Source organism: Amorphus coralli DSM 19760, assembly GCF_000374525.1.
Taxonomy (GTDB): Bacteria; Pseudomonadota; Alphaproteobacteria; order Rhizobiales; family Amorphaceae; genus Amorphus; species Amorphus coralli.
The window spans coordinates 76,806-91,471 of record NZ_KB894572.1 but is presented as its reverse complement, the minus strand read 5'-3'; the positions used below and the strand labels follow the sequence as shown (position 1 = coordinate 91,471).

General features: G+C 66.4%; 12 protein-coding genes. 4 read left to right on the top strand and 8 right to left on the bottom strand.

The window, feature by feature from the left end:
* Nucleotides 1-243: 243 nt before the first annotated feature.
* The 4 genes from hppD to choX form a co-directional block, all read right to left on the bottom strand.
* A complete protein-coding gene (gene hppD / locus C507_RS0108425) occupies nt 244-1,356 on the bottom strand; it encodes a 4-hydroxyphenylpyruvate dioxygenase (RefSeq protein ID WP_018699241.1) in 1,113 nt (370 codons plus the stop codon).
* A gap of 196 nt (nt 1,357-1,552) precedes the next feature.
* A complete protein-coding gene (gene choV, locus C507_RS0108420; protein WP_018699240.1) occupies nt 1,553-2,635 on the bottom strand; it encodes a choline ABC transporter ATP-binding protein in 1,083 nt (360 codons plus the stop codon).
* Nucleotides 2,632-3,471, bottom strand: a complete 840-nt coding sequence (gene choW, locus C507_RS0108415) for a choline ABC transporter permease subunit (RefSeq protein WP_018699239.1) — start codon at nt 3,469-3,471, stop codon at nt 2,632-2,634. Before choW ends, choV begins: the two co-directional genes overlap by 4 nt.
* A 240-nt stretch (nt 3,472-3,711) precedes the next feature.
* Nucleotides 3,712-4,647 (bottom strand): choline ABC transporter substrate-binding protein, encoded by a 936-nt coding sequence (choX, locus tag C507_RS0108410; protein ID WP_018699238.1) that lies wholly within the window; start codon nt 4,645-4,647, stop codon nt 3,712-3,714.
* 205 nt (nt 4,648-4,852) lie between these two features.
* Here choX and betI point away from each other — a divergent pair, with 205 nt between their 5' ends.
* The 4 genes from betI to betA are packed head-to-tail and all read left to right on the top strand — an operon-like array spanning nt 4,853 to nt 10,160.
* On the top strand, nt 4,853-5,461 hold the full coding sequence (betI, locus tag C507_RS0108405; RefSeq protein ID WP_018699237.1) for a transcriptional regulator BetI: 609 nt from the start codon (nt 4,853-4,855) through the stop codon (nt 5,459-5,461).
* Nucleotides 5,458-6,975 carry a choline-sulfatase gene (gene betC / locus C507_RS0108400; RefSeq protein WP_018699236.1) on the top strand — a complete coding sequence of 506 codons (1,518 nt, stop codon included), beginning with the start codon at nt 5,458-5,460 and terminating at the stop codon, nt 6,973-6,975. Before betI ends, betC begins: the two co-directional genes overlap by 4 nt.
* A gap of 4 nt (nt 6,976-6,979) precedes the next feature.
* The gene (betB, locus tag C507_RS0108395) at nt 6,980-8,443 is read left to right on the top strand and encodes a betaine-aldehyde dehydrogenase (protein ID WP_018699235.1); all 1,464 of its coding nucleotides are present in this window, start codon (nt 6,980-6,982) and stop codon (nt 8,441-8,443) included.
* Between the two features lie 49 nt (nt 8,444-8,492).
* Nucleotides 8,493-10,160, top strand: a complete 1,668-nt coding sequence (gene betA / locus C507_RS0108390; RefSeq protein WP_018699234.1) for a choline dehydrogenase — start codon at nt 8,493-8,495, stop codon at nt 10,158-10,160.
* Nucleotides 10,161-10,208: 48 nt separating this feature from the next.
* Here the strand turns inward: betA and C507_RS0108385 are convergent, their stop codons facing one another.
* The 4 genes from C507_RS0108385 to C507_RS0108370 all read right to left on the bottom strand — a co-directional run bounded on the left by C507_RS0108385 (nt 10,209) and on the right by C507_RS0108370 (nt 14,546).
* On the bottom strand, nt 10,209-11,522 hold the full coding sequence (locus C507_RS0108385) for a TRAP transporter large permease (protein WP_018699233.1): 1,314 nt from the start codon (nt 11,520-11,522) through the stop codon (nt 10,209-10,211).
* Nucleotides 11,519-12,052, bottom strand: a complete 534-nt coding sequence (locus tag C507_RS0108380; RefSeq protein WP_018699232.1) for a TRAP transporter small permease subunit — start codon at nt 12,050-12,052, stop codon at nt 11,519-11,521. Before C507_RS0108380 ends, C507_RS0108385 begins: the two co-directional genes overlap by 4 nt.
* Nucleotides 12,053-12,123: 71 nt before the next feature.
* Nucleotides 12,124-13,167: a TRAP transporter substrate-binding protein DctP gene (gene dctP, locus C507_RS0108375; RefSeq protein ID WP_018699231.1), complete on the bottom strand. Its 1,044-nt coding sequence runs from the start codon at nt 13,165-13,167 to the stop codon at nt 12,124-12,126.
* Nucleotides 13,168-13,241: 74 nt separating this feature from the next.
* Nucleotides 13,242-14,546, bottom strand: a complete 1,305-nt coding sequence (locus C507_RS0108370; protein WP_026318945.1) for a hydroxymethylglutaryl-CoA reductase, degradative — start codon at nt 14,544-14,546, stop codon at nt 13,242-13,244.
* Nucleotides 14,547-14,666 lie beyond the last annotated feature (120 nt).

The window sequence follows — 14,666 nt, the reverse complement described above, 5'->3', positions numbered from 1 at the left end:
GATCCCCGGTCGCGCCGCAACGCCGCACGGTGGGAGCGCTTACAAGCAGCCGGGACCCGGCTCCACAGATCGAAATCGCGATATTGACGGATGTAACTCCCGAAAGTTGCGCGGGGCTGTCGTCCACTGCCTTTGGGATCGATCTTTTTGCACCGCACCAACGGCAAAAAAGCCCGCAGCGCGGGGCTGCGGGCTCTAGGGAAAGGCAGAATGTGCGATGCGGCAGGTGAGCGGGCGCCCGCTCTACTCCGCCGCGCTGGCGGAGATTTCTCCGGTGCGGATCTGTTCCTCCTCGATCGATTCGAACAGCGCGCGGAAGTTGCCCTCCCCGAACCCCTCGTCGCCCTTCCGTTGAATGAATTCGAAGAAGATCGGGCCGATCACCGTCTTGGAAAAGATCTGCAGCAGGATCTTGGTCTGGCCGCCGCCGACGACCCCTTCGCCGTCGATCAAGATTCCGTGTTTCTTCATCCGGTCGACGGGTTCGTCGTGGCCCTTCACCCGCTCATACGACATCTCGTAGTAGGTGTCCGGCGGACCGGGCATGAACAGGAGGCCGTTATCGGCCAGCCGGTCGGTGGCGTCGTAGATCGCCTCGGTTCCCACCGCGATGTGCTGGATGCCCTCGCCACGGTACTTCTTCAGGTAGCTCTCGATCTGGCTCTTGTCGTCCGTGCTCTCGTTCAGCGGGATGCGGATCTTGCCGCAGGGCGAGGTAATCGCCCGGCTGACAAGGCCGGTGAGCTTGCCCTCGATGTCGAAGAAATGGATCTGGGTGAAGCCGAACAGCTCCCGATAGAAGGCCCACCACTTGTCCATGTTGCCGCGGTAGACGTTGTGGGTCAGGTGGTCGAGATAGTAGAAGCCGACGCCCTCGGGCCGCGGGTCCGCTTCGCCCAGCCACTCGAACTCGGCGGCGTAGGGCGAGCCCTTCTCGCCGTAGGAGTCGACGAAATAGAGAAGCGAGCCGCCGATGCCGACGATCGCCGGCACGTCGAGGCTCTTGTCGTCGCCCTCGTAGGGCTCCGCGCCCTGTTCGACGGCATGTCGGAAGGCATGGTCCGCGTCCACCACCCGCCAGGCCATGGAGGGAGCACAAGGGCCGTGCTTGTCCACGAAGCGGCGGCCGAAGCTGCCCGGCTCGGCATTCAGCAGGTAGTTGACGTCGCCCTGGCGCCAGACGGTGATCGCCTTCGACTTGTGGCGGGCGACGGGCGCAAACCCCATGCGGGCGAACAGCGCCTCGAGCGCCTCGGGCTCCTCGCTGGAGAACTCGACGAACTCGAAGCCATCCGTGCCGGCGGGGTTGGCGTCGGTGATCTCGGCGGGCGGTGCGTCGTGCGGGAAGGGTCCCATCCTGTCCTCCTTGTGGACCCGGCCGTTCGGCCGGATCGTGCATCGGACAGGAGCATGCCACCGCGCACGCGCACGCTGCGCGCATTCTGCGGACTTCTGCGCAATTCTGCGCACGCTTTGCGCAGTCGACTGCGCACGGATGCACGAACCGCCGCGCACCCTCGTGATGCGGTGGTAAAGCCCGCCCGAAAGCCCGTCAGGCCGTCGTGTCGGGCTTGTCGCGCGGGGTCAGCGCCGAGACGATTTCCGCCGGGCGGATGACGCCCAGATGGTCGCCTTCCTCCGACGTCACGTTCAGGACGCGGCCCTCGTTGAGCGGCTCCATCACGTCCTGGAGCTTGGTGTCGGCGTGGATCTCGTCGGCATCGGCCGGGGCCTCGCCGTCGATCATCACGTCGCTTGCCCTCAGCACCCCAAGCGGGTTCATGTGCGCCACGAAATCGGCCACGTAGTCGTTGGCCGGATTGCGGATGATTTCCGGCGGCGTGCCGCACTGGACGATGCGCCCGCCTTCCATGATGGCGATGCGGTCGCCGATCTTGAAGGCCTCGTCGAGGTCGTGGCTGACGAAGATGATGGTGCGCTGCAGGTTGCGCTGCAGGTCCAGCAGCTCGTCCTGAAGCCGGTTGCGGATCAGCGGGTCGAGTGCCGAAAACGGCTCGTCCATCAGCAGGATGGGCGCCTCGGTGGCGAAGGCGCGCGACAGGCCGACGCGCTGCTGCATGCCGCCGGACAGCTCGCTGACCAGCCGGTCTTCCCAGTCCGACAGGCCCACCAGTTCGAGCTGCCGCCGCGCCCTTTCTTCCCGCTCCTTGCGGCCCATGCCGCCGAACTCCAGGCCCAGCGCCACGTTGTCGAGCACGTTGCGCCACGGCAGCAGGCCGAACTGCTGGAAGACCATGGCCACGCGGTGCAGCCGGATCCGTCGCAGCGTCTTGGCGTCGGCCTGGGTGACGTCCACCATGGTGCCGTCGTCGTTGACCAGCACCCGGCCGCGGGCCACCGGGTTAAGCCGGTTGACGGCCCGCAGGAGCGTCGACTTGCCGGAGCCGGACAGGCCCATCAGGACGAGGATCTCGCCGTCGCCCACCTCGAGCGAGCAGTCGTGAACGCCGAGCACCTGGCCGGTCTCGGCCTGGATCTCCGCCCGGCTCTGGCCCGCATCCATGAGCGGCAACGCCGCCTGCGGATTGGTTCCGAAGACGATGTTCACAGCGTCGAAGACGACGGCCTTGCCGCCCTTTGCGGCCCGGTTCGGTGCGGTCTCGGTGTTACTCATCGCGGACGCCCTCCCACACGCAGCACACGGTCGAGCATGATCGCCACGACCACGATGATGAAGCCGCTCTCGAAGCCGAGCGCCGTGTTGACCTGGTTCAGCGCGCGCACCACCGGCACGCCCAGCCCGTCGGCGCCGACCAGCGCCGCCACAACCACCATGGAGAGCGACAGCATGATCGCCTGGTTCAGGCCGGCCATGATCTGCGGCATGGCGTAGGGCAGCTCGACCTTCGTGAGCTTCTGCCAGCCCGTCGCCCCGAAGGAATCGGCGGCTTCGAGAAGCGGCATCGGTGTGGATACGACACCCAGGTAGGTGAGCCGGATCGGGGCCGGCAGCACGAACACGACGGTGGCGAGCAGGCCGGGGACCATACCGATGCCGAAGAACACGATCGCCGGAATGAGATAGACGAAGGTCGGCAGCGTCTGCATCAAATCGAGGATGGGCTGCAGCACCTTGTAGAAGTTGGGCCGGTGCGCGGCCGCGATGCCGACGGGCACGCCGATCGCCATGCAGACGATGCAGGCGGAGACAACGAGCGTAAGGCTCTCCGTCGTCTCCTCCCAGTAGCCCTGGTTGATGATGAACAGGAAGCCGAGGAGCACGAAGAGCGCCATCTTCCAGCTCTTCTGCAGCCACCAGGCGAGCGCCACGAAGACGGCCACGACAACCAGCTCGGGCGGCTCCTGAAGGAGCCAGAGAAAGCCGTCGATCAGGCTTCCCATGACTTCGGCGAGGCCGTCGAAGAACCAGCCGCCATTGACCTGCAACCAGGTGAAGATGTCGGCCGCCCAGCGGCCCACGGGGATCTTGTAGTCTGTCAGGAAATCCACGCGCGAGCCCCTCTGCTCTTGCCGGAAACCGGTCCGACCGGGTCCACGAACCCTGCCAGACGGAAACGGATGCTAGCAGGTCGACGCGCAGCGGAAAGACCCAACGGGTCGGCCCGCGTGCAGTCACCCCGCAACCGGTTTCGGGAGCGGGAAGAGGAAAAGCGGCTCACGCGCCTTTCCGCTTCGCACCCCGCGTGTCCGCCCGGGACAGGCCCCGGGCGGACAGTCGGTGCATCAGCCTCAGAGGCCGAGCTGTTCCTTCACGGCCGGCAGGCCCGGCTCACCGTCAACGGTGGTGACGCCGTCGAGCCAGGCTTCCAGCACGTCCGGATTGGCCTTCAGCCATTCCTCGGTGGCGTCGTCGGCATCCTCGCCGTCATTGAGGATCTTGCCCATGATCTCGTTCTCCATCGGCAGGGAGAAGTCGAGATTCTTCAGAAGGGCGCCGACGTTCGGGCACTCCTCGACGAAGCCTTTGCGGGTGACGGTGTTCACCACGCCCTCGCCGCCGAAGAAGTCCTCACCGCCGGTGAGATATTTGAGCGAGTAGTTGGCGTTCATCGGGTGCGGCTCCCAGCCGAGGAAGACGATGGCCTCCTCCTTGGGGTACTTGCGGCCGACCATGGCCAGCATGCCCTGCTCGGAGCTCTCGACGATCTCGAAGCCCTCCAGATCGTGCTTGTTCTCCTCGACCAGCGAGACGAGGTAGGCGTTGCCCTCGTTGCCAGGCTCGATGCCGTAGATCTTCTCGTCCAGCTCGTCGCGGAACTTGGCGATGTCGCCGTAGGTCTTCAGGCCCTTGTCGTAGAGATAGGTCGGCACGGCGAGGGTGTACTTGGTCCCCTGCAGGTTCTCGTGGACCGTCTCGATCTCGCCGGAGTCCAGGTACGGCGTGATGGCGGCAGTCTGCGCCGGCATCCAGTTGCCGAGGAAGACGTCGACGTCGTCGCTCTCGAGCGAAGCGAACGTCACCGGCACCGACAGCACCTTCACGTCGACATCGTAGCCGAGCCCCTCAAGGACATGCTTGGTGGCAGATGTCGTCGTGGTGATGTCGGTCCAGCCCACGTCGGACATCGTAACGGAATCGCATTGTGCCTGCGCGTAGGCCGCGCCAGCCAGCATCGGCGATGAGGCGAGCGCAACCGCGCAAATCGAGCTCAAGGTACGAAGCATGTGAGTCTCTCCTGTTTCGACATCACGCCCGGGACTGGCGGGCGCAGATCCTGCAGTGTCCCCAACCTCGCCGGTGGAATTGTCCACCGGGACGTTCGTCTTTCTTGATTGATCACTCAATCAACATCATTATGTCCCAGATGTAAACGGGCAGGTGTGCCTTTGGTTGCGGACAGGCGGCTCGGTCGCCCGGAAGGCGGAGTGGATGCCCAAGGTCGGAATGGAAAGCGTCCGCAAGGACGCGCTGGTGAAGGCAGCCATCGCCGAGATCGGAGCCGTGGGCTCCCTCGACGTGACCGTTGCCGGCATTGCCCGGCGTGCCGGCGTGTCGGCGGCCCTCGCCCATCACTATTTCGGCTCGAAGGACTCCATCCTGCTGGCCGCCATGCGCCGGATCCTCGATGATTTCGGTGAACTGGTGCGCGAAGGCTACCGGCGCTGCGACACGCCCCGCAAGCGCGTCGAAACGGTCATCCAGGCCTGCTTCGAGCCCGGCCAGTTCGATCCCGCGGTGGTCAGCGCCTGGCTCGCCTTCTACGTGATGGCCCAGCGTTCCGATGAGGCCGAACGCCTCCTCGCCGTCTACCAGCGCCGCCTCGACAGCAACCTCGTGGCCGCGCTCGACGAGCTCGCTCCGCCCGACGAGGCACGGCGCATTGCCGACGGCGTCGCCGCCATGATCGACGGCTACTACATCCGCGCGGCGCTCCGCGCCCGCCCGACGAACCCCCGCCAGGCGGCAGCCATGGTCATCAACTATCTCGACCTCTGCCTCGCCTCCGCCGCCCAGACCCAGCAGGAGATTGCCGGGTGACCCAGAAACCGAACGTCCTGATCCTGATGGTCGATCAGCTCGCAGGGACCTTTTTTCCCGACGGGCCGGCCGACTTCCTGCACACCCCGAACCTGAAGGCGCTGGCCGAACGCTCCACCCGGTTCGCCAACACCTACACCGGCTCGCCGCTGTGCGCGCCAGGCCGGGCGAGCTTCATGTCGGGCCAGTTGCCGAGGCGCACCCGCGTCTATGACAACGCCGCCGAGTTCGCCTCCGACGTGCCCACCTTCGCGCACCACCTTCGTCTCGCCGGCTACCAGACGACGCTGTCGGGCAAGATGCACTTCGTCGGCCCGGACCAGTTGCACGGCTTCGAGGAGCGGTTGACCACCGATGTCTATCCCGCCGATTTCGGCTGGACGCCGGACTACCGCAAACCGGGAGAGCGCATCGACTGGTGGTATCACAACATGGGCTCGGTGACCGGCGCCGGCGTCGGCGAGATCTCCAACCAGCTCGAGTATGACGACGAGGTTGCCTACGAGGCGATCCGCAAGGTCTACGATCTGGGTCGGCGCGGCGACGAGCGGCCGTGGCTCCTGACCGTGTCCTTCACGCATCCGCACGACCCGTACGTCGCCCGCAAGAAGTTCTGGGATCTCTACGAGGACTGCGACCACCTGGAGCCGACGGTCCCGGCGATCCCGTACGACGAGCAGGACGCCCATTCGAAGCGCATATTCGATGCCAACGACTGGCGCAGCTTCGACATCAAGCCCGACGATATCCGCAACTCGCGCCGGGCCTATTTCGCCAACATCTCCTACCTGGACGACAAGATCGGTCAGATCCTGGAGGCGCTCGAGGGCACCGGGCAGAGCGAGAACACCATCGTGCTGTTCCTGTCCGACCACGGCGACATGCTTGGCGAACGCGGATTGTGGTTCAAGATGAGCTTCTTCGAGGGCTCGTCGCGCGTGCCGCTGATGATCGCGGCGCCGCAGATGCAGCCGGGCCGGATCGATGCGCCGGTTTCCACCATGGACGTCACGCCGACCCTCGCCGACCTCGTCGGCATCGATCTGGGCGAGGTGGCGCCATGGACCGACGGCGAGAGCCTCATTGCCATTGCCGCCGGCGGCGACCGGCAGATCCCCGTGCGCATCGAGTATGCCGCGGAAGGCTCCATCGCGCCGCTGGTGGCGCTGCGCGAGGGCCGCTTCAAGTACGTGCATTGCGAGGTCGACCCCCCGCAGCTTTTCGACCTGGACGCCGACCCGAACGAGCTCGTCAACCTGGCCGACGATCCGGCTCACGCAGAGACGGCCGCCCGCTTCGCCGAAAGGGTTCGGGAGTTGTGGGACATGAAGGCCTTCGACACCGAGATCCGCCAGAGCCAGGCCCGCCGTCACGTCGTCTACGCCGCCCTGCGCAACGGCGCCTACTACCCGTGGGACTTCCAGCCCCTGAAGAAGGCGTCCGAGCGCTACATGCGCAACCACATGGACCTGAATGTGCTGGAAGCATCCCAGCGCTGGCCGCGAGGAGACTGAATTCATGCAAGCCCAACCGACCGCCAGCCATTTCGTCGATGGCGCCTACATCGAGGACGAGGCGGGCCAGGCCTTCGACAGCTTCCATTCGGCCACCGGCGAGGTCATCGCGCGGCTGCATGCCGCCACCCCCGCCGTCATCGACAAGGCCATGGAGTCTGCTGCCCGCGCCCAGGTCGAATGGGCGGCGACGCCGCCCGCCGAGCGTGCCCGGGTGCTGCGCCGCGCCGCCGACCTGATCCGTGCGCGCAACGAGGAGCTCTCCCGGCTGGAAAGCCTCGACACCGCCAAGCCGATCCAGGAAACGCTCGTCGCCGACGCCATGTCCGGTGTGGAGGCGCTGGAGTGGTTTGCCGCCCAGGCCGCGTCCATCGCCGGCGAAGCCGTGCCGCTGGGCACCGATTTCGCCTACACGGTGCGTGAACCGCTGGGCGTGTGCGTCGGCATCGGCGCCTGGAACTACCCGACCCAGATCGCCTGCTGGAAGGCGGCCCCGGCGCTCGCCTGCGGCAACGCCATGGTGTTCAAACCGTCAGAGCTGACGCCACTGTGCACGCTCAAGGTCGCCGAGATCTTCATGGAGGCCGGCGCACCGGCGGGCCTGTTCAACGTGGTTCAGGGCTTCGGTGACGTCGGCGCGGCGCTGTCCACCCACCCCCTGACGGCAAAGGTCTCGCTGACCGGCTCGGTGCCGACGGGCGCCAAGGTCTATTCCGCGGCGGCCGCGGGCATGCGCCACGTGACCATGGAACTTGGCGGCAAGTCGCCCATCGTCGTCTTCGACGATGCCGACATCGAGGACGCCATCGGCGGCGCCATGCTCGGCAACTTCTACTCCGCCGGCCAGATCTGCTCCAACGGCACCCGCGTCTTCGTCCAGTCCGGCATCCGCGACCGTTTCCTGGAGCGGCTGATCGAGCGCACCAAGACGATCCGCGTCGGCGATCCTCTCGATCCGGACACCCACATGGGCCCGCTCATCTCCGAGGCCCAGCGCGCCAAGGTCGTCGGCTACATCGAGGCCGGCACCCGAGAGGGTGCGACGCTCGCCTATGGCGGCGGCCTGCCGTCCGGTCCGGTCTTCGACAAGGGCGCCTTCATCGAGCCGACCATCTTCTCCGATGTCACCGACGACATGACGATCGCGCGAGAGGAGATCTTCGGCCCGGTGCTGTCGCTGCTGTCGTTCGAGACGGAGGACGAGGCCATCGCCCGGGCCAACGGCACGCCGTTCGGCCTCGCGGCCGGCGTCTTCACCCGCGACCTCGCCCGAGGCCACCGGGTCGCCGGGCAGCTGCAGGCGGGCATCTGCTGGATCAACACCTACAACCTGACCCCGGTGGAAGCCCCGTTCGGCGGCGTCAAGCAGTCGGGCCTCGGCCGCGAGAACGGACGCGCGGCAATGGAGTTCTACTCCCAGCTCAAGACCGTCCATGTAGGCCTCGGCCGCGTCGACAGCCCCTACTGACAATCACAAGGAAGCGGCGTCGGGCGACAGTCCGACCGCCGTGAAGAGGATGATGACCGAAGCGGATTTCGTGATCGTCGGCTCGGGTTCGGCAGGCTCGGCCCTTGCCTACCGGCTGTCGGAAGATGGCAGGCACTCGGTGCTGGTGCTGGAATATGGCGGCAGCGACGCCGGCCCGTTCATCCAGATGCCGGCAGCGCTCTCCTACCCGATGAACATGCCGCGCTACGATTGGGGCTTCGCCTCCGAGCCGGAGCCCGGACTTGGCGGACGCCGCCTGGTCACGCCGCGCGGCAAGGTGGTCGGCGGCTCCTCCTCCATCAACGGCATGGTCTACGTTCGCGGCCACGCCCGCGACTTCGACCACTGGGCGGAGAGCGGCGCGGCCGGCTGGTCCTATGCCGACGTGCTGCCCTACTACAAGCGCATGGAGCACTGGCACGACGGCGGCCACGGCGGAGATCCCGCCTGGCGCGGCACCGATGGCCCGCTGCACGTGACCCGGGGCACCCGCGAGAACCCGCTCTTCCACGCCTTCGTGGAGGCGGGAAAGCAGGCCGGCTTCGAGCTGACGGGGGACTATAACGGCGAGAAGCAGGAAGGCTTCGGACCGATGGAGCAGACGGTCTGGAAGGGCCGTCGCTGGTCCACCGCCAACGCCTACCTGAAGCCGGCGCTGAAGCGCTCCAACCTCGACCTGGTGCGCTGCTTCGCTCGGCGCATCATCATCGAGAACGGCCGCGCCGTCGGCGTCGAGATCGAGCGCGGCGGCAAGATCGAGATCGTCCGCGCCCGGCGCGAGGTGATCCTGTCGGCCTCGTCCATCAACACCCCGAAACTGCTGATGCTGTCCGGCATCGGCCCGGCGGAGCACCTGGCCGAACACGGCATCGACGTGGTTTCCGACCGGCCGGGCGTCGGCAAGAATCTGCAGGACCATCTGGAGGTCTACGTGCAGCAGGCCTGCACGCAGCCGATCACCCTCTTCAAGCACTGGAACATGGTCGGCAAGGCCCGCGCTGGCGCCGAATGGCTTCTGTTCAAGCGCGGCCTCGGCGCCTCCAATCAATTCGAAAGCGCCGCCTTCCTGCGCTCCAGGCCGGGCGTGGACTATCCCGACATCCAGTATCATTTCCTGCCGATCGCGGTGCGCTATGACGGCCAGGCAGCGGCTGAGGGCCACGGCTTCCAGGCGCATGTCGGCCCCATGCGCTCGCCCTCGCGTGGCGAGATCACCCTGAAGAGCGCCGACCCGGCCGAGGCGCCGCGCATCTTCTTCAACTACATGTCCACCGAGCAGGACTGGGCCGACTTCCGCCACTGCATCCGGCTGACCCGGGAGATCTTCGCCCAACCGGCCTTCGACGCCTATCGCGGCAAGGAAATCCAGCCCGGCGACGACATGCAGAGTGATGACGACATCGACGCCTTCATCGCCGAGCACGCCGAAAGCGCCTACCACCCGTGCGGGACCGCGAAGATGGGCAAGGCCAGCGATCCGATGGCGGTGGTCGATCCGGAGTGCCGGGTGATCGGCGTCGATGCGCTCCGCGTGGTGGACTCGTCCATTTTCCCGCGCATCACCAACGGCAACCTCAACGGCCCGTCGATCATGGTGGGCGAAAAGGCCTCCGATCTGATCCTGGGCAAGCCGCCGCTTGCCGCCGACAACGCCGAGCCCTGGATCAACCCGCGCTGGCAGACGTCCGACCGGTAGGATCTTCCGCCTGCCAGCCGCCACGCGCCGCCTGAGGCGGCGCGTGTCTCAGCGACCCATCAGCGCCGGCAGGAAGGTGGCGATCTGCGGGAAGGCCACGCAGAGCATCAACCCGACGATCTGCAGGAGGAAGAAGGGCAGGATCCCCCGATAGACGGTGCCCATGCCGACTTCGTTGGGCAACGTGCTCTTGATGTAGAAGAGCGTGTAGCCGAACGGAGGGCTGATATAGCCCATCTGGATGGTCAGCGCGTAGAGCACGCCGAACCAGATCTCGTCGAAGCCGAGGAAGCGCACCACCGGCAGGAACACCGGGACCGTGAGCAGGATGATGCCGATCTCGTCCAGCACGGTGCCGAGGAAGACCAGGATCAGCATCATCACCGCCAGCACCAGGTACGGGCTGACCTGCAACGACTGGATGGTGCCGAGCAGCGCGTCGGCGCCCCCGAGCCCGGTGAAGATCGCCACATAGGCCTTCGCGCCGATGGTGATCCACAGGATCATGGCGGTCGACTTGAGGGTCACGCCGGAGGAATCGATCAGCATCGAGAGCGTCAGGTGTCGGCGGGTCGCCGCCGCAAGGCAGGCGCCGAAGACACCGACCGCCGCGGCTTCCGTCGGCGTGGCGATGCCGAAGAAGATCGAGCCCAGCACCATCACGATGATCAGCGACGGCAGCACCAGCGTCTTCAGCGACGCCAGGCGTTCGGCCAGACTGACGCGCGGCGCGTCGTCGACGCTCGGAGCCAGCTCCGGCTTCAGCCACGAGGCGATGACGATATAGGCGATGTAGAGCGAGGCGAGCAGAATGCCCGGCACGATGCCGGCGATCAGCATCTTGCCGATGGAGACCTGGGCGGTGACCGAATAGACGATGGTCAGCACCGATGGTGGGATCAGGATCCCGAGCGTTCCCGAGGCGCAGATGGTGCCGGTGGCGAGCTTCGGATCGTAGCCGCGCTTCAGCATTTCCGGCAGCGCCAGGATGCCCATCGCGGTGACCGCCGCGCCGACGACGCCGGTCATCGCCGCCATCACCACGCATATGATGACCGTGCCGATGGCCAGCCCGCCCTTCACCCGGCCGAACCACAGCTCCATGGCCCGGTAGAGATCCTCGATGACACCGGAGCGTTGCAGCACCACCGCCATGAAGATGTAGAGCGGGATGGCCAGCAGCGCCTCCGACCGCATGGTGTCGAAGACCTGCAGGATCAGGATGATCAGCGCCTGCGGGTTCCAGAACAGGACCGTGAACAGGACGGAGAGACCGCCGAGCACGAAGGCCACCGGCAGGCCGGTCAGCAGGAAGACCGTTAGCCCGCCGAACATCAGGATGAGGATGAGATTGGCACTCACAGGGCGTCTCCCTGCGCATCCTCGGCCGGCGGCGCGGTGTCGTTGAAGATGACCCGCAGCCATTCGGCGACGGCCTGGAGGAGGAGCAGCGCCAGCGCGATCGGGATCACGAACTTCACCGGCCAGATCACCGGGTTCCAGGAGGTGTAGGAGGTCTCGTTCAGCGCGTAGGACTGCATCGCGAACGGCCACGCGAAATAGAACAGGATCACCGCGTAGGCGCCGATGATCGGGTAGTTGATGAGATCGAAGATGCGGTTCACCCGCGGCGAGACCGACCGTCGGACGAGGTCGAGGTTCACGTGGCCGCCGGTGTGCAGCAGGTAGGGTCCGCCGAGCAGGAAGAACGGCCCGAACAGCAGCGTCGCCAGCTCAAGCCCCCAGCTGGAGGGCGAGTTGAACAGGTAGCGTGCCGTTACCGCGTAGAGCATGACCGGCACGATCACCAGCATCAGCAGGCTGGCCGCCTTGTAGAGCCAGTGGTTGAACGCCGTGATCCAGTGGACGACGGCGGCGATCGGACTGGGCATTCTGCGTTCCCCGAAACGGCGCGGGCGGCGGGGCGCGAGGCCCCGCCGCCCTTTCTCCAGTAGAGAGAAGCTTACTGGATCAGGCCCAGCTCCTGCATCTGCTCGACCTGGGAGTCGAGGATGCGGGTGGCGAGATCGTTGTCCTTGGTGGCCTTGCGCCAGGACTCAACCGCCTGGGTCCGCGCCGCGATGACATCGTCCTCGGACAGTTCGATCACCTCGACGCCCTGCTCCTTGAAGGCCTCGAGCGCGCTGGCGTCGCTCTCGGTCTTCGCCGCCTGATACGCGTCGGAGACTTCCTTGGCGGCGGTGGCGAGCGCCTCCTTGTAGGCGTCCGGCAGCTTGTCGTAGGCGCCCTGGTTGGCGACGTAGGAGGTGGCCGTCGTCGGCTGGTGGACGCCTGGCAGGATGATGTAGGGCGCCACCTCGGACAGGCCGGCGTCAAGATTGGCCTGCAGGTCGCCGCGGTCGGCCAGATCGATCAGGCCTTTGTCGAGGGCGGAGTAGACCTCGGAGGTCGGCAGCGGCGATACCGCCACGCCGAAGTCGCTCATGACCGACGAGGCGAGACCGACGAAGCGGCCCTTGGTGCCGTCGAAATCCTCAATGGATTCGATCTTCACCTTGGAGTGGATCGGTTCCTGATCGTAGACCATCGGGGCGATGTAGTAGAGCCCGGCCGGGGCATACGCCTCGCGCGCCATTTCCAGGCCGCCCTTCTCGTAGAACCAGTCAGAATACTGGCCCGATTCCGGGTAGCCGAAGGGGATGGTCGAGGTGAAGGCCAGCGCCGGGATCTTGCCGGCCTCGTAGCCATCGAAGGTCTTCATCATCTCGAAGGCGCCGCCGCGCACGGCGTCGAAGGCCTGCGCCGGCGGAACCAGTTGGCCCGCGGAGAACAGCTCGATCTGGAACTTGCCGTCGGTCAGCTCGGCGACCCGGTCGACATACATCTGCTCGTATTTCTGCGGCGTCGTGCCGCCATCCCAGAGCGCCTGCATGCGCCAGTTCACCGTCTCACCGTCCTGGGCGAACGCGGCGGGACCGAACGAGGCGACCGCGAGCGCGGCGGCAGAGACTGCGAGCGCCGTGCGGCGCGTGAACGTCGTGGTCATGGGTGTTTCTCCTTCAAGGGTTTCGTGGTTGTTGTGATTGGGCCGGTCAACGGGGTGCTGCGGACGGTCCACCGTCAGCTCGCACCGCGCATCTCGGCCAGGATTTCGCGCGCCCGGTCGGTGCGCACGTCGTGGGCCTCGGCGAGCCTGCCCGCCACGACCTCGATCTCGTTGCCGACAGCGCCGGCGACGATGGCGATGTTGCGGGCGTGCAGCGCCATGTGGCCGCGCTGGATGCCCTCGGTGGCAAGCGCGCGGAGCGCCGCCATGTTCTGGGCGAGACCCACCGCGACGGTGATCTCGGCCAGTTCCTGGGCGCTCTCCACGCCGAGGATCTTCAGGGCCGCCTGGGCGACCGGATGGGTCTTGGTGGCGCCGCCGACGAGGCCGACCGCCATCGGCATTTCCAGCGTGCCGACGAGGCAGCCTTCGGTGTCGACTTCCCAGCTGGTCAGCGAGGTATAGGCACCCGAGCGAGCGGCGAAGGCATGGGCACCCGCCTCGATGGCGCGCCAGTCGTTGCCGGTCGCGACGATCACCGGGTCGATGCCGTTCATGATGCCCTTGTTGTGGGTGGCGGCCCGGTAGGGGTCGATCACCGCCAGCTCATGGGCGTCGAGGATGCCCTCCACCATGCGCTCGCCGGAGAACTCCTTGGTGGCGAGCGCGTCCTGGGGTACCCGAACCTGCGCACGGGCAAGCCGGCGGTCGGCGAGATTGGACAGGATGCGCAGGCGCACGCGGCCGCCGGTCAGCTCCTCGATCAGCGGGGCGACGGCCTCCGCCATGGTGTTGACGGCGTTGGCGCCCATGGCGTCGCGCACGTCGACCAGAAGATGCAGCACCACCATCGCGCCGCGACGGGTGTCGGGGAAGACGTGGACCTCGATGTCCTTGCAGCCGCCGCCGAGCTTCACCAGGAAGGCGTCACGGCTGTTGGCGATCTCAAGGATCTGCTCGCGCGCCGCGAGGATCTTCAGCCGCGCACCGTGCGGATCGGTAATACCGAGCACCTGCACCTGGGCGCGCATGACCGGATCGGTGGAAGAGGTCTGGAAACCGCCGTGCTCGCGGGCGATGCGGGCCATGTAGGAGGCCGCGGCGACAACAGACGGCTCCTCGACCACCATCGGGATCAGGTAGTCGCGGCCGTTGATGGTGAAGTTGGTGGCGATGCCCATCGGCAACTGGAATGTGCCGACGACGTTCTCGATCATGCCGTTGGCGCGCGCCACGTCCAGGGCGGCGGCATCGCCGATGGTGGCGGCATCCTCTCCGGCCAGGCCGACAGCCTCGGCGAGGGCCTCCAGACGCTGACCGGGGGTCTTGTTGCGATAGCCCTCAAGGCGCGAGTTGAGCGTACGCGGCACAGCAGACATGGTCGTTTCCATCACCCGATTAACCTGCATCTCTTGCTTGGATGCGGTGATGGATTGTCCTAGTATGACTGGGACAATCAAGGGACAGTTCCAGCCAATTATGGAATGACTGTCCCAACA

Coding starts and splice junctions, on each gene's coding strand:
- hppD (WP_018699241.1), bottom strand. CDS start 1,356: ATGGGACCCTTCCCGCACGACGCACCGCCCGCCGAGATCACCGACGCC.
- choV (WP_018699240.1), bottom strand. CDS start 2,635: ATGAGTAACACCGAGACCGCACCGAACCGGGCCGCAAAGGGCGGCAAG.
- choX (WP_018699238.1), bottom strand. CDS start 4,647: ATGCTTCGTACCTTGAGCTCGATTTGCGCGGTTGCGCTCGCCTCATCG.
- betI (WP_018699237.1), top strand. CDS start 4,853: ATGCCCAAGGTCGGAATGGAAAGCGTCCGCAAGGACGCGCTGGTGAAG.
- betB (WP_018699235.1), top strand. CDS start 6,980: ATGCAAGCCCAACCGACCGCCAGCCATTTCGTCGATGGCGCCTACATC.
- betA (WP_018699234.1), top strand. CDS start 8,493: ATGATGACCGAAGCGGATTTCGTGATCGTCGGCTCGGGTTCGGCAGGC.
- C507_RS0108380 (WP_018699232.1), bottom strand. CDS start 12,052: ATGCCCAGTCCGATCGCCGCCGTCGTCCACTGGATCACGGCGTTCAAC.
- dctP (WP_018699231.1), bottom strand. CDS start 13,167: ATGACCACGACGTTCACGCGCCGCACGGCGCTCGCAGTCTCTGCCGCC.
- C507_RS0108370 (WP_026318945.1), bottom strand. CDS start 14,546: ATGTCTGCTGTGCCGCGTACGCTCAACTCGCGCCTTGAGGGCTATCGC.